The sequence below is a fragment of the Butyrivibrio sp. genome (assembly GCF_017940685.1).
Classification (GTDB): domain Bacteria; phylum Bacillota; class Clostridia; order Lachnospirales; family Lachnospiraceae; genus Butyrivibrio.
On record NZ_JAGAYD010000160.1, the window covers coordinates 19,398 to 41,165 of the forward strand.

Consider the following 21,768-nt stretch of genomic DNA (forward strand, 5'->3'; position numbering starts at 1 on the left):
TCTTCCTCCTGGTTTATTTTTTAAACTCCAAAATTGTCTTTTCAACAATCTTTATATCTATAGGTTTTGATACGTGAGCGTTCATGCCTGCATCAAAGGCCAGCTGAACGTCATCAGCATAAGCATTTGCCGTCATTGCTATGATAGGTATCCTCTGAGACCAGTCAGTGCCCAGAGCTCTTATGGCTGCAGCCGCCTCATATCCATTCATAACGGGCATCTGAATGTCCATAAGGATCATATCATAGTCGCCTTCATTTGCCGCTTTGAACATTTCCACAACTTCCTGACCATTGACAGCTCTTGTAACTGTAGCACCCTCCATCGCCATCAGCTCTGTCAGGATATCTGCATTGATGTCATTGTCTTCTGCTGCCAGGAACTTCATGCCATCAATAGGATTCTTTTCTTCCTTCTGAGTATTTACGCTTACTCTGCTGGAAATATCCTCGATAAGCTGCTTGAAGGTAGATACAAAGAACGGCTTTTGCATCAGGTCATTGGCTCCTGCTGCCCTTATCTCATCCTCAACAGCTGAGAAGTCATCCACCATTGCAATGATAAGGACGTTGTTCCTCTTGTCTTTTGCCCTGATGGTCTTTATTATCTCAGCTGCATTCATATTGCCTACAGTCTCATCTACCATAATAACATCAAATGGCTTGTTTTCGCTCTCACAGACATCAATAAGATGAAGGGCTCCAAATCCTGTCGGAGACTCCATAACCTCCACACTGTCATTTTCAAGAAGGTTTGCTATCTTGTCGCACTCATAGTGGTTGGCATCTACGAAAAGAACTCTCTTAATGCCATGGGTTATCCAGAAGTCACCGTAGCTGCTGTCTGCAACCTTAAGGCGAAGGTTTACGATAAACTCACTTCCCTTGCCCTCTTCGCTCTCTACACGGATAGTTCCTCCCATGAGCTCAACAAGGCTCTTAGTGATGGCCATACCAAGACCAGTTCCCTGGATGCCCTTGGTCTCACCCTTTTCTTCCCTGGTAAAGGCGTCAAATATCTTATCCTTGTACTCTGGCTTCATTCCGATTCCGTTGTCCTTTATTGTAAAGCGCAGGTTAGAGAAACCTTCTGAAGCTGTAGCACTTTCATTTATTATGAATTCGATCCTTCCGCCTTCTTGAGTATATTTTACAGCATTTCCAAGGATGTTCATCAGGATTTCATTGATCCTTTGCTTATCTCCCATGAATATGTCATGCTCCATGTTGTCGAGGCGCACTAAATATTCCTGCTTTTTAGCCTTGGCCTGGAAGCTGATAACAGAATTTATCTCTTCAAGCAATAGTCCCATTGCCATCTCGCTGATATCAAGAGTTGTCTTTCCGCTTTCAATCTTACTCATATCTAAAACGTCGTTGAGAAGTGCAAGCAGGTTCTGGGATGCCAGCGATATCTTGTGAGTGTACTCCCTAACTTTATCAGGCTCCTTGGCGTGCTTATCTATGAGGAGATTAAAGCCCGTGATGGCGTTCATAGGAGTCCTGAAATCATGAGACATATTGGCAAGGAAGCTTGTTTTTGCCTTATTTGCAGTCTCTGCAGAATTAAGTGCCTCCTGCAGAGTATGGTTTCTTCTGATCTCAAGTGTTCTGTCGTAGAGGGCGATGGCAAGTCTCTTTCCACCATCATCGATGGTGCTAATGATAACGCCACGATAGTAAAGGTGTTCATTGGTCTTTACGTTCTTAAGCCTTAGCTCTTCAAATACCTGTACGTCCTTGGCATCTCTTGATGCAGTGATTATCTCGCCAAGCTTTCTGTCCTCTCCGCTTCTCTGAGCCTTTTCAAGCGTTCTGATATCGGCCTTTAATTCATCAATTGGAATTCCAAGTATCTTTTCTGCATTGGCAGTAATGAAGCTCGCTTCAAATGAGTCCTCATTGACCACCGCCAGGATATCATTATTTCTCTCAACCACGAAGTCAAAGAGCCATTCTCTGTAATGAATATCACTCTCTTTAAGAGCCAGCTGCTCTTTGTTCATCCTGTCGATCTCAAGCACCATGTTACTCAGCGTATCCGCCATGTCCTTCATGGATGCTGACAGCTGACTTATCTCATCACTTCCAGTGTCATTATTCTCAACTCCAAAATATCCATTCTTGATCTCGTTAGCCATGTTGTTGATGGCTACAATCCTTGAACTAAGATTCTCTGATACCTTGGTTCCTAGGAAAATGGTAACCATAAACAAAACAAGGGCAATGACTACGACCGAGAACAGGATCCTGAATACGTCAGATGTGATCTCATTTCTGTCTATGTAATAATACAAAACCCAGTCACTGGCGATACTGGATGAAGGAACCAAAAAGTATCCTCTCTGGTCCTCGAACCCTTCAACATCTTCTGTCTTAATATGCTCTAAAATCTCCTGCTCAAGAGCGCTATCCGTAATTGAACGATGGCTTACAACTTCATTGTTTCTATCAAGAATCACAACGCCGTTATCAAGGTAGCTACTCTGATTGACCAGGGAGAAAAAGTTCTCATTCCTGACCTTTAGAACGATCATTCCGATTCTTTTTGAAGAAGTCCCGGAATCTAAAAGTGCCTTGACCAGGTAAACCCCGCCTTCGCCGTCAACCATCCAGGTTGTTCCATACTCGTTGTTTGTATATTCATACCACTCTTTCTCAAGCTCGGTCTCTGGGCGTTTTAGGAAGTCACCCACATGATTTTCAAGTATGAGGTCTGAGCAGATGACTATGGACTCAATATTGTTGTCGCTGCTTAGGTAATACCAGATGAGCGGCTCGATCTCTTCGTTTAGTTCATCTGTCAGAGCATACGGGTCAATATGATTTCTTTCAAGGGCTTTTCTGAAATCATCTTCATAGGAAAAGAACTTTACTACGTCATTTTCTCTTTTGACATTATTCTCAATACCGTAGGATATGACATCCGCATTTCCTATCATGGTTATCCTGGTCTGCTCGATAAGATTGTTCTTAGCCACAATATATGCATAGATACCCAATATAACGATAGGAATGATGATCAGTACTGCAAACATGGCGATAAGGCCGCTTTTTATGCTTCCCCGTTTTTTTGTTTTATCAGTGTAATCCATTTGGCACCTCTAGTTATCTTTTCTTAGTATGTCTTCTACTTTCTTATCGACATTTGAAAGGGCTTTGGCTGTGGACTGCTTGCCCCTTACCACTTGCTGCAATTCTTTTCCAAGCTGATATCGTATTGGACGGTTCAGTTCAATGCCCCACTCTGTCCAAGGTAAATATACCAGCTCCTGGGTGATACACGCCTTGATCCCATCGTATACCTCGCTGTTTTCAAACTGTGTATCCATAAGATATGTCTGACTTCCTGGGCGATCCCTCCAAAGAGCCTGCTGACCTTCTTTTGTAGCAAGGGATTCCAACACCTTTCTGGCCTCATCTATTTTTATAGTGTTGGCATTTAATGCCAGCCCAACATCACAGCCACCTATAAGAGCCTTTGTCTTTCCTGTTTTACTGTAGAAAGGAAGCGTTCCCATTTCAATATCAGGATTTAAGCGGATTATGGCGTTATAAGTCTCCGGGCCTCCCACCGTCATAGCAGCTTCCCCATAAGCAAATTTCTCAATGGTTGTCCTGTTGTCAGTGGTGTACATATCTTTTGTAATGATCTTATGTTGGATCAGATCCTGCCAGTCCTTGAAGTAAGGCGCAAGCTCCTCAGAAAAAGTTGTTCTTCCGTACTGGAGCCTTCCTCCAAACCCACTTCCTCTGTCTGTACAAAAGTAGTTTCCAGCAACAATTGCAAGTGCGGTGTCTGTAAGTGTGAGAGGATCTTTTAAACTCAGCGAAACTGGCCTTATCTTTTTCTCGACCCTGAGTTCATCGCATGCATCAAGAAACGCCTGGAATGAATAGGGTATCTTAATATCATTTTCTTCAAATATATCTTTGTTGTAGTAAATACACTCGAACTGCGCAGTATTTGGAAGGGCATAGACTCTATTTCCATAGTCAAAAGATCTTTTTGCTATATCTGAAAAACCCTCACAAATATCAGTTACATCAGCAATATATCTGGTGATGGCGTGCTTTTCTACCATCTCCTGATCCATATATATGATGTCGGGAGCACCATTATAGGATAGCTGTGCATCCATGATGGACTCATAGTTGCTCTTATCAACATATACAAATTCAAATGAATAGTCTGGAAACTTATTGGCTAGATACGCCTTTAGATTGACAAGGTCATACTCCTGGTACCAGGAAGCGATCCTTATTAAGGTCTTTCCCTGTCCAAGAATATAATCCATGTCTTTTGTAACATCTTCTTCCTCTGATCCATCATTAGAAGACGCCGCAAATACAAGGCCCGCCTGAGAAAAATTCTCAAAAAGCGCACCAAGTGTAAGTGAAAGTAAGAAACCAATGGAAATAAAGATTCTTCGAAGCCTTTTACTCTTCATATGTCCCTCATAAGAATAACGGTAAAAATGCTTATCTTATCAATATCTTCTTTATTTCCCCAACATAAACCATGTGATAATCGCCGTTTTTATAAAACTCGTCTATTATCCCCTTATCTACAATGCCATCCTCTGAAAACTCTTGGTAATAAAGCAGTTTACAGGTAATTACATTGTCTGCCTCGTCTATAAATGGAATTCCATCGTCGTAATTCACATTGAGCCTTGCTCCGGCAATCTTGTTCTCGTCACGGCCGGAAACAGCATCAATGTACTTGATGGCTCCCCTGAATTCATCATGATTAAGAAAGCTAAGAGAAAACGCTCCATTTTGCTCTACTAGCTCTCTTGTAAATCTCTTTTCCCTAAGGAAAATATATACTACTCTCCTGTTCCACAGGTATCCAACTGCTCCAAAAGAAGCTGCTGCAGTGTTTACCTTGTCACCACTGCCTGCAGTAACAAGCACTTTTAAGCCGGTGAACTTAAATGGTCCCTCATCGACGTCTGTTGGGTCTACTGGCTGAAAAACATGCATAGATATCTCCTTTTTAAGCGCGGAAACAAAAGATCAGAAGTCCCTTATGGTGTCCTCTTCTGTTAGTCCGGTATTTTCAATTTTTGTTATCGTTACATCGTAACTAATCTGGTCGTTCACTTTAATAGTAACACGGTCTCCTACCCTGTGTCCAAGTAATTGTTTACCAAGGGGAGATTCAATGCTGATGAGGCCTTTTAAGGAATTTTTCCTCATGGTTGTAACGATCTTGTAGGTTTCCACAGACCCGTCATCCTCCATCTTTAAGGTGACAGTTTTGTTCATGCCAACTTCATCGTCCTTGGCATCATCATCTATTACTCTGGCAGTCTTTATCATCCTCTCCAAAAATCTGATCCTGCTCTCGTTCTGATTCTTGGCCTTTTTGGCTGCGTAGTATTCGAAATTCTCAGACAGATCACCCTGGGCTCTCGCTTCCTTAACGTGCTCAAGAAGCTCTTTTCTGACAACCACCTTGCGGTGCTCTATCTCTTTTTCCATGTCCTCAATGTCTTTTTTTGTAAGTTCGTTATTCATGTCATACTCCACAATTATTTGGATTAAAAAAGGGTAAAGCCATAGGCTCTACCCTTTGCATAAACTCTTTTGTAGCTATCAAGCCTTTCCAACTGATCCGAAGAGTTCCATCTTCTCTTTAACTGTGCCCTTGATTGCCTCAGCACCAGGAGCGAGAAGTTTACGAGGATCAAAGCCCTTGCCCTCAAGGTCCTTGCCTGCCTCAACATACTTACGTGTTGCATCTGCGAATGAGAGCTGGCACTCAGTATTAACGTTGATCTTGGATACACCAAGTGTGATTGCCTTCTTGATCATGTCAGCAGGGATTCCTGTGCCGCCGTGAAGTACAAGTGGCATGATTCCTGTCTTCTGCTGGATAGCATCAAGTACGTCGAATCTAAGTCCTGGCCATCCCTCTGGATACTTACCATGGATGTTACCAATACCAGCTGCAAGCATATCAACGCCGAGATCAGCGATTCTCTTGCACTCGTCTGGATCTGCGCACTCGCCCATTCCAACAACACCGTCTTCCTCACCGCCGATAGAACCAACCTCAGCCTCGATTGAAAGACCAAGCTGATGAGATACGTTAACAAGCTCAGATGTCTTAGCTACATTCTCTTCGATGTCGTAGTGAGATCCATCAAACATGATTGATGTGAATCCAGCCTTGATGCACTTGTAGCATCCTTCGTATGTGCCGTGGTCAAGGTGAAGTGCTACTGGAACTGTGATTCCAAGGCTCTCATCCATTGCCTTAACCATTGCTGCTACTGTGGTAAAACCAGTCATATACTTACCAGCGCCCTCAGAAACACCAAGGATAACAGGTGACTTGAGCTCTTCTGCTGTAAGAAGAATTGACTTAGTCCACTCAAGGTTGTTGATGTTGAACTGACCAACTGCATAGTGGCCTTCTTTTGCTTTTACAAGCATATCTTTTGCGGATACTAACATTTTGATTTCCCCTTTACTATAGTTTTTGATGGTTATTACAATTATATACTTGCTTTAATTTGGTGTAAAGGCACTAGAACTCGATTACGTTGTCTGACCAGAACTCTTCATCCGTCACTGCCTGGTAGCTGTTGAACCTTAGAACGTATCCGGTGTTCCTTGACATTGTGAGGCTCAAAATGCCATCTGTGACAGTTTTTGTGGCAGAAGAAGTAGCAAATCCTGTCTGATCCGTGACTATGAGCTGCCTTATCCTGACATCCCTTGGAATACCAAGAGGCCATACCTGTATATCCCTGGTGACCTCAAAGCTGTTGTTGTTTATTGCAACGATAACCGCCGCTGTTCTGTTGAATCTGCCATACACTATTATGTTATTTTCAGCGTAAAGTTCTTTTACTGATCCCTTTTTAAGCTCTGGACAGGCATTGTGGATACGGATCATCTCCTTGTGGAAAGCGATCATCTGCTTGTCCTCTTCGCCCCAAGGATATGTTCGCCTGTTATCAGGATCTGTAAAGCCGCATACTCCAGCCTCATCTCCGTAATAGATTGTTGGCGCTCCAGGCCAGGTCATCTGTACCATAACAGCCTGTCTCATCTGATATTTTTTAATTCCAGTCTCAGCTGATCCAGGAACCAGTGTATCGCACCTTCCAACCTTCTGGTTAGTCCTTGTAAGGAATCTTGAGTGGTCGTGGTTAGACAGCTCATTCATAGCTGTGTAAAGAGAAGGCATTGTGAAGTTCTGCCCTCCCTGATAGAGCATGGTATCAAAGAACTCCCTGGCGTTTCCAACTCTAAGGGGCTTAAACTCATCGCTGTGCTTGTCCATTCCGGTGAGGAACCATGTGAGAGGCTCCATGAAGGCATCATAGTTCATGACAGTATCCCATTCATCTCCCATGAGCCAGTCTTTTGCTGGTCCGTAGTGCTCAGCAAGGATTATGGCGTCAGGCTTTGCCTTTTTGACTTCCTGCCTGAACCTCTTCCAGAACTTGTGATTATATTCTGGGGAATGTCCCAGATCCGCAGCAACATCCAGGCGCCATCCATCAGCATTATAGGGCTCTGACACCCACTTTTTACCTATCTGTATTATGTAATCCTCAAGCTCTTGTGACCCTTCGTAGTTGAGCTTGGGAAGAGTATCGTATCCCCACCAGCCGTCGTAGCTGCCGTTGTAGGGCCAGTTGTCACCAGAAAAAGAGAAATAGGATCTATATGGGCTGTCGGCTGAAATATAGGCTCCCTTTTCATAGTCCTTGGCGTCTTCATAGATCCTTTCTCTATCAAGCCATTTGTTAAAGGAACCGCAGTGGTTGAACACGCCGTCAAGGATAACCCTCATATCCCTGTTATGAGCTTCCGATACAAGCTTTGCAAAGAGCTTGTCACTGGCTTCAAGGTTCTTTTTGCTGGTAACTCTCTTAATATAGCGCTCCGCTCTCTTGTTATTATTTTCATACTGGGGAAGTATATCCCCTCCATCTTCGACGATCTTTCCAAAATGTGGATCTATATGATCGTAGTCCTGGGTGTCATATTTGTGGGATGAAGGCGAAACAAAGATAGGATTGAGGTAAAGAACTTCTACCCCAAGGTCCTTAAGGTAATCCAGTTTATCAATAACGCCCTGAAGATCTCCGCCGTAGAAATTGCAAAAATCTCTGCCTGCTTCCGGATCCTTTTTCCAGTCTTCAATATTCTTGGAATGAAAGCCATTATATGAGTACTCCCCTGAGTACACATCATTGGACCTGTCAGCGTTATTGAACCTGTCCACAAAGATCTGGTACATAACTGCGCCCTTGGCCCAGTCAGGAGTTGAAAAGCCAGGGATGACAACAAACTTCATGCTGTCCATAAGGCTGTTTACAGCGCCTCGCTTATCATAATAAGAAAAATTCTCATCATTGCCAGTTATCTCAAAGTGGTATATAAAGGGATCTTTTCCAATGTTTACTGAAATGTCATAGTAGTCGAAACCGCCTTCGGTCTCGTTGAGCTTCATCTCCTTTCTTTCATTTCCATACACTAAAACTACCTGCGCTGCGTCTTTATGGGCGCATCTGAATCTGAAGTTCGTGATTCGAAATGCGTCCGGCTCCGCAGGGCGAAGGTAGTCCAGAGTCATATCATGAAAGAAAGCGTTTGTATTCATAAATCAGTAATTGTCCTTAGAAAAATTTATTAATAGTAAAAAAGACAGCGGGTAAGCTGTCTTTTTAGAGAAGGTATTTCTTTCTTATGGGGTATAGCAAAAAACTATATAATGTATTGGGGGGTTACGCATATTATAATAGCAACCCCCAGGCCCCGCGTAAAGACTAATACTTCACAAATTTGTCAAAAACAGCTTGTTGTTTTTGTGAAAATTGCACAATCAAATTGTCACTTCAACATCTTCTGTAATGGTGTGACCTTCAAAAAGAGCTTCGAACTCTTCTCTTCCAATCTTCTCTTTCTCGATCAGAAGATCAGCGCTGGCGTGGAGGATATCCTCATACTGCAGGATGATCTCTTTTGCCTTGGCGTAGCACTTCTCAATTATGGTCTTAACTTCCTTGTCGATCTCACCTGCCACCAGCTCTGAATGTTTCTTGCTGTGGGAGATGTCATATCCGATAAATACGTCCTCTTCGTTGTCATCATAGCTTACAACGCCGATGCTATCGGACATTCCATACTTGGTAACCATGCTTCTGGCTTCCTGTGTGGCCTTTCTGATGTCGCTGGATGCGCCAGTTGTAATATCACCAAAGATGATCTCCTCAGCGATCCTGCCTCCCAGGGATACCATGATATCCTGAAGCATCTTGCGCTTTGTAAGGAACATCTCATCCTTTTCAGGAAGAGGCATTGTATAGCCTGCTGCCCCAAGACCTGTAGGAATAATTGAAATTGTATGTACAGGACCTACATCCGGAAGGACATGGAACAGTATTGCGTGTCCTGTCTCGTGGTAAGCGGTAATCTTCTTTTCCTTGTCAGAGATAATGCGGCTGTGCTTCTCAGTTCCGATACCAACCTGGATAAATGCCTTGTTGATGTCGTCCTGTTTGATGAACTGTCTGTCATCTACTGCGGCATTAATTGCTGACTCATTTAAAAGGTTCTCTAGATCAGCGCCTGTAAAGCCTGCTGTAGTCTGCGCAACCTGCTTGATATCCACATCATCAGCAAGAGGCTTGTTCCTTGCATGAACCTTAAGGATCTCCTCTCTTCCGCCAACATCAGGCCTTGAAACAGTGATCTTACGATCAAATCGACCTGGTCTTAAGATGGCGGGATCAAGAATATCTACTCTATTGGTGGCTGCCATTACAATGATGCCTTCGTTGACGCCAAAACCATCCATCTCAACAAGCATCTGGTTCAGGGTCTGCTCACGTTCATCGTGGCCGCCGCCCATACCAGTTCCACGCCTTCTCGCCACAGCGTCGATCTCGTCGATAAATACGATACATGGAGAGTTCTTTTTTGCCTCAGCAAAGAGGTCTCGTACTCTGGAAGCTCCCACACCTACAAACATCTCAACAAAGTCTGAACCGGAGATACTAAAAAATGGTACTCCAGCTTCTCCTGCAACAGCTCTTGCAAGAAGAGTCTTACCCGTTCCAGGGGCACCTTCAAGAAGGACACCCTTTGGGATTCTGGCACCGACCTTGGTGAACTTCTCAGGGTCCTTTAAGAATTCTATGATCTCTGACAGCTGCTCTTTTTCCTCTTTAAGACCAGCCACATCGTTTAGTGTGATCTTGTTGTCTTCTCCAGTGGACATCTTGGCTCTGCTCTTGCCAAAATTCATCATCCTGCTGTTTCCGGAATTGGCATTCTGAGCCCCGGAGAACATGGAGAACACAAATACCATTACCACCAGTCCCACAATTATGGGAATGATGCCATTTATCAAAACGTTCTCTGTGGGAACATCCTTAACTTCTACGTTTACTCCATTAGAAACAAGATATGTCTCGATTGCAGCAACATCTGTAGAATAGAACACCACCTCGTCGCTTCCATCACTGAAGCTTACCTTGACAGATCCCGTAGGTGTTTCAGCATTAGGCATGATCGCAACATATCTTACTCTCTTAGCTGCCACATCGCTCTCAAGAGAACTTCTTGAATACAGAGTATCTCTGCTGTTAACAAGACCTCTTCCATACTCAAGTAGCACTACTGCAAGAAGCAGCACGATAACAAATATGAAAATAGAATTATAATTTCTAGAACGGTTCACTTTACGTGTAATCCCCCTTCACAATACTTTCCAGGATATCAGTTAAACTCCACTACCCCAATATATGGAAGATTACGATATCTCTGGTCATAGTCAAGACCGTAGCCCACAACGAACTCATCTGGGATCTCAAATCCTGTGTAGTCTACCTTGACGTCTGTAACTCTTCTCTCTGGCTTATCAAGCATAGTGCAGAGCTTGATGCTTGCTGGTCCTCTGTCACCGAGCATCTTGATAAGGTATGAAAGAGTTCTGCCTGAATCAACAATATCCTCAACTATAATAACATGCTTGTCCTTAAGCGGCTCATCGAGATCCTTAACGATCTTAACAACTCCGCTTGACTTGGTTGCGCTTCCGTAGCTTGAAGCTGACATGAAATCCATGGTCACAGGAACAGTGATGCGCTTTGCAAGCTCACACATAAAGAAAACACCGCCCTTAAGGACACATACAAGGTGAACAGTCTTGCCGGCATAATCCTTACTGATCTGATCTCCAAGTTCCTTGATTCTCTTGTCCACCTCTTCTTCTGAAAGTAGTATACGCACTGATTCAGCCATTACTCATTCCTCCATCATCGATTTTTATCTCTAAAATATATCTGGTAGCTTCACTGACCTTGCAGGAAGCACTAATACGGTAACCCGGCACCCATAAAACATTGTTGCCATCAGCAATTATCACCATTAAATCCCTCATATCTCTGGGAATCTTTTCGTCTGTCATAAACTTTTGCAGACTCTTTTGGTGAATAGCATCGCCCTGGCTGATACATATATGATCGTCCCCTCTTCTCGTCCTAAAGGAAACTTCTTGTATTCTACCATAATCGAGCCATTTAGTATATGTCTCAGTAGGAACCTCTTTTTGCTTATCGTAGGGAAAAACTGACAATTTAGCCCTTCCGAGTCCTGGAATCACAATTTGAGTTTCCTCACCTATTGTAGGTTTGACCGTGATCGGTTCATTTGTGTTGGTCTGGTTTCCTTTTTTGTATATTTCCAGTTTCTCGTAGGTTCTTTTTGCACAAAGTCCGTATGGAAGATCCACCGACGCCTGACCACCATTTGTTTTTAAAAGATCAAGCACCGCTTCTACATGCACCGCCCCAATATCCTTGCGGTTTTTAACCAGCTCTTCAAACATAAGGAGAACCATGTTTTCTCGGATTATCTCTTTTTCAGAAAGAAGGTCCTTTATATCTGCGAAAACTCTGCCCTCACTAAAGGTTACTATTTTGCTATAGGTTTCCTTGGTCACATCTTTAATAAACTCATCTGCCTTGTCAAAAGAAATAGCCGCTGCGCAAAGATGCTCCACCGCCCTTACATTTATATTTTCTTCAAGTTCCGGGATAATCTCATTTCTTATGAAGTTCCTTGTGTGTATGCTCTCAAGGTTGGTTTTGTCCGTGCAAAAAGAGATCTCTCTTTCCTTAAGATACTCCTCGATTTCTCGCCTTGTGACGCAAAGAAGCGGGCGCACTATGTTGTCTCTGACAGGCCTTATGGAAGCGCCTCCGTGAAGTCCTGAGCCCCTAAGAAGGTTCATAAGAAGGGTTTCTGCCACATCGTTTTGATGGTGGGCAACAGCAATAAAATCTGCTGAAATCTCTTTTGCGTAGGCTGAAAAAATCTCGTACCTCGCGATCCTTCCGGCTTCTTCCTCTGTAAGTGACTTTTCTTTTGCCATAAGAGGGATATCTACAGCCTTGCTTATAAAAGATACTCCAAGATTCTTACAAAAAGACCTGCAGAAAGCCTCATCTTCAGAAGCCTCACTGCGAATAAGGTGATTAACGTGGATAGCAAATAGCTCATGCTTTAAAATAGGCCGCAGCGCATCGAGAACTGTCAAAAGAGCTGTTGAGTCCCCTCCTCCGGAAAAGCCCACAACTACTCTTGCGCCTTCAGGAAACATCTTATTCTTTTGTATGTAGTTTAGAACTTTTTTTGAAAAATTATCCATATCAGCATGTAAAAAGCGCAGACTAATACGTCCCCGTATCGATGTCTGCGCCAAGTGTCAAAAACATTTAGTTATCCGAGTTCTTAAAGATGATCTCTCCCGGATAAACCAGTCCCAGCTTCTCTTTAGCTGTGTCCTCTATGTATTTACGCGTCTCTGTGTACCTCTCGTACTCAGCTATCTCGTCGCTTCTTTGAGTTTCGTACTCAATCTGCTCCTCAAGTGCCTGTTCCCTGGCCTGGTATTCTCTGGCTTTTTGAAGAAGTCCTATACTCTTGATGGAGACTACAGTCACAAGAATAAGAACCACTATGCTGGCCCAGACTATACCTGCCCGGTTTTGGAAGCGACGCCTTTTATAACGTGCTCTGGTCGCCATATTTTACCCCACTCACAATCTCTTATCTGTTAATTTCATTGTAATACAGTGATTTTGGCGCGTCAATCAGATGTACTTATAGAGATTTGTTACATCTTCCTTGTGTATGGTCTCCTGAACATCTAAAACTTCAACGGATACATCCTTGTTTCCAAATCCAATGGTGATCTTATCTCCCACCTTCACCTCAGCTGATGCCTTGGCTGGTCGGCCGTTGATCTGAACCCTTCCTGCATCACAGGCTTCATTGGCCACTGTCCTTCTCTTTATCAGTCTTGTTACTTTTAAATACTTATCCAGTCTCATTTATCTAGTCTCCTGATGCACTGGCAGTGCTCGCTGCATCTGCCGTTTCTTTATTTGAATTTCCATTTGTACTTTCATCTTCCCCGCCATCTGTGGTGTCCTGGCCTGTTTCAGAGCTCTTTCCTATAGAAGCGTCCTCTGATGGCAATGAAGATTCCTTGGTTGAATCTTCAGAAGGAGTGGATGAATCCTCTGTGGACGTATCCTCTGCTGATGAAGCATCTGTTGCAGAGTCATCTCCCGAAGCTGAATCCCCTGTAGATGCGGAATCTGCAGAGGATGAATCATCTGAACTTGCAGATGACGCTGCAGAAGATGACGATCCTGAGGAGCTCTCCTCATCGTCACTTTTATGCTTAACAAGATCTGGGAACGTGTAATTTAAGTCAACCTCATCCTTGTCAATGCTGATCCTGTAGCTCTTGGTCTCATACCCCTCCATTTTAAGGATAACCTCATGGGTTCCGGATATCTTTGGAACATGTGTCGGGATCATGCCAATATAAGCGCCATCAAAATACAGCTCAGCAGCATAAGGCTTGTCAAAATAAATATAATAGCCATTTATTACCTTGTTACCAGGTTTTTCCTCCGATGAATTGCTACTAACTGTGGCTGCAGTAGTTGCTGCAGAAGCAGAAGTAACAGAGGAACTGTCGTGGCTTGTATCCTTACTGCTTTTAGAAGATGCGCTGTTTGAGCTGTCTGAGTCAGAAGAAGTGTCTCCTGAAGAACTGTCTGCGGAATCGTCCTTATCTTTTTCCATCTCGATAGAGATAACGCTCTTGGCTGTTCCGATCTTTAGGTACTTGTCCTGAGTCTTGTAGCCATCAGCAATTATCTTAAGGTTGTGATAACCATACTTTATTGACTGAGGAACTCCCGTAAGAACCTTTTCTCCATCCACAAATACTTCAGCAGTATCCGGAATGATCTCAAAGGTAACCAGGCCCTCTTTTGGCTTGGTGATATTTACGTTGCTTGTATCGACTACAGTTTCCTGATTTCTTGAAACATTTACTTCAGATGTGTAGCTTGCTCCATTTCCCAGGATCTGCAGGGTGTAATCTCCTTCCGGAGCACTGAGCAGCATGTTTGGTGAAATCTTGTAGATAACCTCGTTGTCAAGCTCGATCCAGGAGCCCACCAGGCTGTGATCTTCAACGGTATCGGATGAAAGGCTCACATATCCGTGGCCGCTTGTTACAACTACGCTGTAAATATCCTTGCCAATGCCACTTACTGTGACCTTGTCTGTTGAAAGAACGTCCTCCGCAAGGGCAATATTCCCGTCAGCCATGACCAGGGTCTTAGGGTCTATCCTGTAGAGCTCGCCCTTTACCTTGGCTGTACCATTTCCCCTTACAAGCTCATGCTCTCTTGTATCCTCTACCGTCCAGGCCTCTGATGATACATTCAGGGATGTGATGTGCTTACTGCTCTTTAAAAACTTCACATCAACAATCTGTCCCACCTCTAAAAGCGCTGCTGAAAGCGCCGTTCCTCTCACATCGTAGATCATGCTGGTATTGTCATAGGAGAGAGTGTAGGTCTTACCTGTCTTGTGATTTCTGAATCTTATCTGTTTTTTTACAGTATCGATATCCCTTATGGCTGCTGTGTCAAAAGAGTCATACTTACCTATAAGAGATACACTGACTTTGTCTGCATTCTCAGCCGCATAGGTTATGCTTTGAGGCGAAGAAACAAGCATCGCCATTAAAAGCACGCCTGATATCGTTATTTTCAAAGCCTTTCTAGTTCTAAACACCGTATCCTCCAATCAAGTCTGATCCTTCATGTACTTATTTCTTAGGCGCTCCGGCTCTAGCAAATAATCCTTGGTGTTTCTGGATGGATCCTCTAAAACATCCTCCAGCATTGCCTTTAAAATATCCCCCATCTGTTTAGAGGGCTTGATCCCCAGTGATATCAGATCTTTTCCATTAACTGCAAGGCTCTTTAGGCTTACGCAGTCCTTTTTGTCTATTATATCCTGATAAACCTTTCTGGTCTCTTCTATAAGCAGGAGCTTTTCCTGCCTCATATATGTGCTCTGAGCCATGGTATCAGCATATCTTATATCGAACAAAAGAGGAAAATCCTCTTCTCCCACTCTGTTTATGGCCCTTCTGATCACTGAAGGACTTGGTTCATACCTGTCGTCATGGTATTTTACAAGGTTGCTTACCCTGTCCATGGTATCACGGTCAAACTTAAGGCGCTTTAAAATGTCTTTTGCCATCTTGCTGCCAAGGGCAGCGTGACCTTTAAAGTGCGTAACGCCTTCCTCATCTATAGTCATTGTAGCAGGTTTACCAAAGTCATGCATCAGCATGGTCAGGCGAAGAAGCTTGTCATTTCTTATGTTTTCAAGTGCTACTACCGTGTGCTCTCCAACGTTATACATGTGGTGGATGTTATTTTGCCCTGTCTCCATGCACCTGTCAAATTCCGGAAGCACAACTGCTGTGATGCCAAGCTCATAAGCAAGCCTTATCTTTTCCGGATGATCAGATGTAAGGAGCTTTACAAGTTCAGTCTGTATTCTCTCAGCGCTTATCTTTTTTAAGGTTGGTGACAGCTCTTTTATGGCTGCAACCGTCTTCTCTTCTATATCATAGTCAAGCTGTGCGGCGAACCTGACAGCTCTCATTATTCTGAGGGCATCCTCGGTAAATCGCTCTGTGGGCTCTCCAACACAGCGGATTATCCGGTTATTAAGGTCTTCTATCCCTCCAAACCTATCAACCAGACCCTCTTCTTCATTATAGGCCATGGCATTTATGGTAAAATCCCTTCGCTTCATGTCTTCAAGAAGGTCCCTTGTGAAGGTAACCTCGCTTGGATGGCGGCTGTCTTCGTACTTGCCATCGATACGGTATGTTGTTACTTCATAGCCCTCTTTCCCAGCCATTACTGTAACGGTTCCATGCTCTATTCCAGTATCAATGGTCCTTCTAAACAGCTCTTTTACCTGTGCTGGAAGGGCGTTGGTGGTGATGTCCCAGTCCGATGGCTCTTTTCCCAGGATCGCATCCCTTACGCATCCACCAACAATATATGCCTCATACCCTGCTTCGTGCATGGTATCAAGTATCATCTTTGCATTCTTTGGTATTTCTATCTTCATACCTTCATAATAGCCTAAAGACCTAGATTTGTGAATAATTGACTAGGAATTTTATCGTTATGGTAATATACTTAATATATGTAATCATGAGGAATAATGTATGAAATTATGGAACTATAGACGGCTAGAGAAACTGATCCCGGCCTTTGTGCTCATCGCGATCGTAGCCATTGCTATCTTATCTTCTAATAAATTCTTTGTTAGTAGTACCTCTCGCTACGCCCTTGACGATGGATGGACCATCACTTTTAAGGGTAATAAACTACCTTCTACAAGTCTGTCCAATTCTAATGTTGGAGTTGTGAACTCCGGAGAGATCGTAACTATTTCAGGTACTCTGCCAGATGTCGGCATCGAAAATCCCTGTGGCTCAATGTACACAGTCCATGCTGTAATTGACGTATACCTTGACGGCAAGATGATCTACACCTATGGAAGAGAATATAGGGAAAGCAAGAAATCAGTTCCCAAGCATGCTAATTTATTCTCCCTTGGCAAAGACTACGTTGGTAAAAAACTGACTATAATCCTTACAGGATCAAGAATCCATTCTTTTTCTGGTCTTACCCCAGTTATTATTGGGGACAAGAACTCGCTTTTTATAGAGCGTATCCTTTCCATGAGGCGTAACATCGTCATTGGAGCATTCCTTATAGTTCTAGGTGTAATTCTGATGGCTCTTTCCCCATATATGGTGCTGTACCACAACAACGATTTCCGTCTGTTCTTTAGTGGTTTCATCTCACTTATGCTTGGCCTTTATACCTATTCGTTTTACGGTATCATAGACCTCATTACTGATAATCCCAATCTAAACATGATCATGGAATATTCATCTCTTTACAATATTCCAACTGCAATAATCGGCTACTTTATGTCTGTTTATAAAGACAGGCTTAAGAAGGCATTCCAGTTTCTGTTCATTTTTAACTGTATCATCTATTGTATAGTCTTTGTGTTCTGTGTATTTGGAAAAGGCAGAATTTACGAATATACACCAATCCTTCATTCCATGGCCGGATCTGAAGGCGCTTTTGCTGTGGCAATGATAATCAAAACCTTTATCGGTTCTTATAAGAACAAGAAAAAGAGACTTGTGTCATCAGACAATGTCTTTGCTCTTGGCCTTCTTATCCTGATGATGATGTCTATCCTGGATATAGTTAAATACAATTACAGGAAATTTACTCCTGATATCAGCGATTCAGTAGCTTCTATAAATGGTTTCATGTTCGGATCACTTATCTTTGTGTCAGGTCTTCTTGTAAGTTACATGCTGTATGTCATCTACAATTCTGACTTGGATACCATGCAGAACAAGATATCTTCTTTGGCATATACTGATCCGCTCACTGGCCTGGCAAACAGAGCCCGCTGCGAACAGGTTATGGAAATGCTGACCTCGGAGCATGGTTCATACACTATCATCAGTCTTGACCTTAACAAGCTTAAGGAAGTTAACGACAACCTGGGACATCACGAAGGCGACAGACTGATTGCCGGATTTGCCACAATTCTTTCAGACTCCTTCTGGGATGCCAACCTGGTTGGCAGAATGGGCGGTGATGAGTTTATCGTTGTTCTTACAGAGGACAGGGCCCTTAACTGCACAAGAAGGATCCACAATCTCTATTCAATGATCAATGACTGGAACCGCAAAGAACAGCATTTCCAGTACAGTGCTTCCTACGGCTATGCCTACAGCTACGAAGTTCCATCAGGCTCAGCTCAGGAAGTCTATATGCTTGCTGACAACAGAATGTATGAGATGAAGCGCGAGCATCAGAACTCTATTGCGAAGGGAGGTGTTGTACGTGCGTAAGATCTTTTCGCTCATAACCCTTTCAACGCTCATGGTAATTGCTTTCCTCTACACCGCACACCGGCTCTTTTACTTTAAGCCAGAGAACATGGTTTATAAGCTTGAACGTGGCTGGACTGTTACTTACCACAATCAGCAATACCTAAATACTGACCTGGAAAAGCTTGGAGATCAGCTGGAAACCAAATTTGCAAAGGGTGATAATATAGTTCTTTACTATTCAAAGCCTCTTATAGATCTTGGCGTTGACACTCCGTACCTGTTCTTCAAATCCCAGTTCTGCTCCTATGAGGTTTATCTTGATGGAGTTTTGATTGCCAGCCAGTATACAGATTCTCACAGCAATAACTTTGTGGGAATAAGCTATCAGCCTATCGCTCTTCCTTCTAACTATCCGGGAAAAAAGCTGTCAATAAACCTTACTGTTATTGAAAACGAGACAAAAGCCAATCTTATAAACCCTATGATTGGCCAGTATGAAGATATATACAGATCCCTTCACCAGTCCGTAATCTTCCCGTTCTTTACAGGATGTTTCCTCTTAGTGTTCGGAATGGTATTCTTTGTGATCTCACTGATCTTTTACATGGGATCTCCTGGCGTTACCAATCAGCTGTTTTGTTCACTTCTGACCTTGATCCTGGGAGTGTGGACACTTACAGCCTTTGATATCATGGACCTTATCGTTCCATCAGGAATGGCAACCACTCTGGAATTTGTATCTTTATACCTCATTGCGCCCTGCATTTACCTTATTGTTTACGACCTTCATAAGCGCCAGAACAATAAGATACTTATTATAATGGGTACCGCCACCTTAGGATTCTCGCTCCTGTTCATGGTTCTTCACTTCTCAAACATCGTACATTTAAACCACTTTGAAGACCCCTATTATCTTATGTCATTTGTAGGCTTTGCTCTTCTTGTAGCCTATGACTATATCGATATAAGGAGCAAGTCCAAGAATTCTTCATTGATAGTGACAATGATCGGGCTTACAATTCTCACTATTTCGCTTTTGGCCTACTCCCTCACATCTGTTATCGGTAAGATAGCAGATTACAGGCAAAGCTGGTTCCATATTATACTGATTCCCTTTGGATCCATCTTTTTTGTGGTCATGCAGCTGCTTAACTACTTTATTTTCATGACTCACTCTTTTGCCCGGAAAAAAGAGTACCAGGCCCTTACAAAGATCGCCTATGTTGACAACCTTACAGGCCTGCCAAACAGAGTCGACTTCGATGAAAAAATGGCTGCTCTTGATAAGTCAGATTATGATTTCTGCCTTATCAGCCTTGACCTTAACGGTCTTAAGGAGGTCAACGACAACTCTGGACACCCTGCAGGAGACAGACTCCTTAAATCCTTTGCCCAGGCTCTATCCAAGACCTTTGAAGACATTGGTGATTGTGCAAGAATTGGCGGCGATGAATTTGTTGTAATGATAAAAGACATTGACTCAGACACTTTAGATGGTCTTTTAAAGAAACTTGATGAAACACTTCTAGAGCTTGATAAAGTTGATGTAGAGATCAATCACAGCGTATCCTATGGCTACGCCTACAGACATGAAACCGAGGACAGAAATACCCACACCGTGCTGATGCTTGCTGACAAGCGCATGTACAGCTACAAGAAGCAGCATTACGCCCACATGATGACAAGATAAAAGGGTAAAAATATAGACCTGAGCAGCAAACTGCTCAGGTCTTTTTGGGTTTTATGTAATTAGTATGCTCTTCCCCAGTAAACCATCTTGGTTGCTGGCTTGCCACATACTACGCAGGTATCTGAAAGCTTTTCCTGCTCAAAAGGAATACATCTGCTGGTAACGTTGTAATCCTCCTTGATCTTGTCTTCGCATTCCTGACATCCGCACCACATTGCCTTAACAAATCCCTTAGTCTCTTTGAAAGCATCTGCGAACTCTTCCTTGTTATGTGCTGCAAATGTATGCTCCTCAAGGTGCTTCTTAGCTCTAGCGTACATATCCTTCTGGATTGTATCAAGAAGCTCACCAACCTTTGCTGAAACCTCAGAAATAGCACACTCGATCTTCTCTCTGGTGTCTCTTCTAACAAGTACGCACTTACCTGCCTCAAGATCCTTAGGTCCAATCTCAACGCGGACAGGAATACCTCTCATCTCCTGCTCAGCAAACTTAAAGCCTGGTGTTCTGTCAGTGTCATCTGTCTTTACTCTATAGTCTGAAAGGCTCTTTTCGATGTCTCTTGCAGCCTCTAAAACGCCTTCCTTCTTCTGCTGGATAGGAATAACCACTACCTGAATTGGAGCGATCTTAGGAGGTACTACAAGTCCTGAGTTGTCGCCGTGTACCATGATCATAGCTCCGATCGTACGGGTTGTAAGTCCCCATGAAGTCTGGTACACATAGTGGAGCTGATTATCTTTTCCTGCATACTGGATTCCGAATGCCTTGGCAAAACCATCGCCGAAGTTATGGCTGGTTGCGCTCTGAAGAGCTCTTCCATCATGCATGAGAGCCTCTACTGTGTAGGTAGCCTCAGCACCTGCAAACTTCTCCTTGTCGGTCTTCTGGCCCTTGATCACAGGGATTGCCATATCATTCTCAAGGAAGTCAGCGTAGACATTCAGCATCTGCTGTGTACGCTCCTCAGCCTCTTCCATAGTAGCGTGGGCTGTGTGGCCTTCCTGCCAGAGGAACTCACGGCTCCTTAAGAATGGTCTTGTCTCTTTTTCCCATCTGACTACGCTGCACCACTGGTTGAGAACCTGTGGAAGATCCTTGTAGGAGTGGATCTCTCCCTTGTAGTAATCACAGAAAAGTGTCTCTGAAGTAGGACGAACGCAGTATCTCTCTGTAAGAGGCTCAAGTCCACCATGAGTTACCCATGCAACTTCTGGAGCAAAGCCTTCCACGTGATCTTTTTCTTTCTGAAGAAGTGATTCAGGAATGAACATAGGAAGATATGCATTCTGAACTCCTGTCTCCTTAAATCTTGCATCAAGATGCTTCTGGATAAGCTCCCAGATAGCATAGCCTGCAGGCTTGATGACCATACAGCCCTTGATGTTTGAGTAGCTTACAAGGTCTGCCTTAATGCATACGTCAGTGTACCATTGTGTGAAATCCTCATCCATGGATGTGATCTCTGCGACTAATTTCTTGTTGTCTGCCATTTTTTCTCCTCTTTCTTTCTATAGAAGTTGTGGATACGAGGTCTGTCAAAAAAATAAGCCTTCGCATCCCTAAAAACAGGGACCGAAAGCTCGGCGGTACCACCCTATTTAAACCTGCAACAGCAGATTTCACTTCATTTACACCCTTAACGCGGGACACGCTGTATTTATGCTTTCGCTTTCATACAGGACTCCAAGGCAGGTTCGCTGTTTTTCCGTAAGAGCCTTCCACCAATGGCTCTCTCTCTGAAACGTGATTACAGTTACTATTCCTCTTCA

16 protein-coding genes and 1 other annotated feature (1 of these 17 cut by a window edge) are annotated in these 21,768 nt (G+C 43.4%); of the genes, 2 read left to right on the forward strand and 14 right to left on the reverse strand.

Annotated elements, in window-relative coordinates:
* Window positions 1-13: 13 nt before the first annotated feature.
* From J6I68_RS10255 to J6I68_RS10315, 13 genes are all read right to left on the reverse strand, one after another.
* Complete coding sequence (locus J6I68_RS10255; protein WP_292220105.1) at window positions 14-3,094, reverse strand: response regulator; 3,081 nt, start codon at window positions 3,092-3,094, stop codon at window positions 14-16.
* A gap of 9 nt (window positions 3,095-3,103) precedes the next feature.
* On the reverse strand, window positions 3,104-4,450 hold the full coding sequence (locus J6I68_RS10260; RefSeq protein WP_292220107.1) for an ABC transporter substrate-binding protein: 1,347 nt from the start codon (window positions 4,448-4,450) through the stop codon (window positions 3,104-3,106).
* A gap of 31 nt (window positions 4,451-4,481) precedes the next feature.
* Entirely contained in the window at window positions 4,482-4,988 is a 507-nt protein-coding gene (locus J6I68_RS10265; protein WP_292220109.1) for a flavin reductase family protein, read from the reverse strand.
* A 33-nt stretch (window positions 4,989-5,021) separates the two neighbouring features.
* The gene (gene greA / locus J6I68_RS10270) at window positions 5,022-5,525 is read right to left on the reverse strand and encodes a transcription elongation factor GreA (protein ID WP_292220110.1); all 504 of its coding nucleotides are present in this window, start codon (window positions 5,523-5,525) and stop codon (window positions 5,022-5,024) included.
* A 78-nt stretch (window positions 5,526-5,603) separates the two neighbouring features.
* The gene (gene fba / locus J6I68_RS10275) at window positions 5,604-6,467 is read right to left on the reverse strand and encodes a class II fructose-1,6-bisphosphate aldolase (RefSeq protein WP_292220111.1); all 864 of its coding nucleotides are present in this window, start codon (window positions 6,465-6,467) and stop codon (window positions 5,604-5,606) included.
* 73 nt (window positions 6,468-6,540) lie between these two features.
* Window positions 6,541-8,631: an alpha-glycosidase gene (locus tag J6I68_RS10280; protein WP_292220113.1), complete on the reverse strand. Its 2,091-nt coding sequence runs from the start codon at window positions 8,629-8,631 to the stop codon at window positions 6,541-6,543.
* Between the two features lie 222 nt (window positions 8,632-8,853).
* Window positions 8,854-10,713: an ATP-dependent zinc metalloprotease FtsH gene (ftsH, locus tag J6I68_RS10285; protein WP_292220115.1), complete on the reverse strand. Its 1,860-nt coding sequence runs from the start codon at window positions 10,711-10,713 to the stop codon at window positions 8,854-8,856.
* Between the two features lie 38 nt (window positions 10,714-10,751).
* On the reverse strand, window positions 10,752-11,276 hold the full coding sequence (gene hpt / locus J6I68_RS10290) for a hypoxanthine phosphoribosyltransferase (protein WP_292220117.1): 525 nt from the start codon (window positions 11,274-11,276) through the stop codon (window positions 10,752-10,754).
* Window positions 11,269-12,684, reverse strand: coding sequence for a tRNA lysidine(34) synthetase TilS (tilS, locus tag J6I68_RS10295; RefSeq protein WP_292220119.1), 1,416 nt, complete (start codon window positions 12,682-12,684; stop codon window positions 11,269-11,271). Before tilS ends, hpt begins: the two co-directional genes overlap by 8 nt.
* Before the next feature lie 67 nt (window positions 12,685-12,751).
* A complete protein-coding gene (locus J6I68_RS10300; protein WP_292203841.1) occupies window positions 12,752-13,063 on the reverse strand; it encodes an FtsB family cell division protein in 312 nt (103 codons plus the stop codon).
* Between the two features lie 66 nt (window positions 13,064-13,129).
* A complete protein-coding gene (locus J6I68_RS10305; RefSeq protein WP_292203842.1) occupies window positions 13,130-13,369 on the reverse strand; it encodes an RNA-binding S4 domain-containing protein in 240 nt (79 codons plus the stop codon).
* A gap of 4 nt (window positions 13,370-13,373) precedes the next feature.
* Window positions 13,374-15,140 (reverse strand): PEGA domain-containing protein, encoded by a 1,767-nt coding sequence (locus J6I68_RS10310; protein WP_292220120.1) that lies wholly within the window; start codon window positions 15,138-15,140, stop codon window positions 13,374-13,376.
* 12 nt (window positions 15,141-15,152) lie between these two features.
* The gene (locus tag J6I68_RS10315; protein WP_292220122.1) at window positions 15,153-16,502 is read right to left on the reverse strand and encodes a CCA tRNA nucleotidyltransferase; all 1,350 of its coding nucleotides are present in this window, start codon (window positions 16,500-16,502) and stop codon (window positions 15,153-15,155) included.
* Between the two features lie 100 nt (window positions 16,503-16,602).
* On the opposite strand from J6I68_RS10315, the gene J6I68_RS10320 reads away from it, so the two are divergent.
* Together J6I68_RS10320 and J6I68_RS10325 are read left to right on the forward strand one after the other, a co-directional pair.
* Complete coding sequence (locus J6I68_RS10320) at window positions 16,603-18,324, forward strand: GGDEF domain-containing protein (protein ID WP_292220124.1); 1,722 nt, start codon at window positions 16,603-16,605, stop codon at window positions 18,322-18,324.
* Entirely contained in the window at window positions 18,317-19,996 is a 1,680-nt protein-coding gene (locus tag J6I68_RS10325; protein ID WP_292220125.1) for a GGDEF domain-containing protein, read from the forward strand. The genes J6I68_RS10320 and J6I68_RS10325 overlap by 8 nt, the downstream gene beginning before the upstream one ends.
* 59 nt (window positions 19,997-20,055) lie before the next feature.
* On the opposite strand, the gene proS is transcribed toward J6I68_RS10325, so the two are convergent.
* Window positions 20,056-21,489: a proline--tRNA ligase gene (gene proS, locus J6I68_RS10330; protein ID WP_292220127.1), complete on the reverse strand. Its 1,434-nt coding sequence runs from the start codon at window positions 21,487-21,489 to the stop codon at window positions 20,056-20,058.
* A 74-nt stretch (window positions 21,490-21,563) separates the two neighbouring features.
* Window positions 21,564-21,768: a binding site (T-box leader), on the reverse strand; it runs 10 nt beyond the window's last position.

Bases quoted from the DNA above. Each gene is read 5' to 3' on its own strand.
- J6I68_RS10300 (WP_292203841.1), bottom strand. From the start codon at position 13,063: ATGGCGACCAGAGCACGTTATAAAAGGCGTCGCTTCCAAAACCGGGCA.
- tilS (WP_292220119.1), bottom strand. From the start codon at position 12,684: ATGGATAATTTTTCAAAAAAAGTTCTAAACTACATACAAAAGAATAAG.
- J6I68_RS10255 (WP_292220105.1), bottom strand. From the start codon at position 3,094: ATGGATTACACTGATAAAACAAAAAAACGGGGAAGCATAAAAAGCGGC.
- J6I68_RS10305 (WP_292203842.1), bottom strand. From the start codon at position 13,369: ATGAGACTGGATAAGTATTTAAAAGTAACAAGACTGATAAAGAGAAGG.
- J6I68_RS10280 (WP_292220113.1), bottom strand. From the start codon at position 8,631: ATGAATACAAACGCTTTCTTTCATGATATGACTCTGGACTACCTTCGC.
- hpt (WP_292220117.1), bottom strand. From the start codon at position 11,276: ATGGCTGAATCAGTGCGTATACTACTTTCAGAAGAAGAGGTGGACAAG.
- J6I68_RS10260 (WP_292220107.1), bottom strand. From the start codon at position 4,450: ATGAAGAGTAAAAGGCTTCGAAGAATCTTTATTTCCATTGGTTTCTTA.
- J6I68_RS10320 (WP_292220124.1), top strand. From the start codon at position 16,603: ATGAAATTATGGAACTATAGACGGCTAGAGAAACTGATCCCGGCCTTT.
- proS (WP_292220127.1), bottom strand. From the start codon at position 21,489: ATGGCAGACAACAAGAAATTAGTCGCAGAGATCACATCCATGGATGAG.
- J6I68_RS10315 (WP_292220122.1), bottom strand. From the start codon at position 16,502: ATGAAGATAGAAATACCAAAGAATGCAAAGATGATACTTGATACCATG.
- greA (WP_292220110.1), bottom strand. From the start codon at position 5,525: ATGAATAACGAACTTACAAAAAAAGACATTGAGGACATGGAAAAAGAG.
- fba (WP_292220111.1), bottom strand. From the start codon at position 6,467: ATGTTAGTATCCGCAAAAGATATGCTTGTAAAAGCAAAAGAAGGCCAC.
- J6I68_RS10265 (WP_292220109.1), bottom strand. From the start codon at position 4,988: ATGCATGTTTTTCAGCCAGTAGACCCAACAGACGTCGATGAGGGACCA.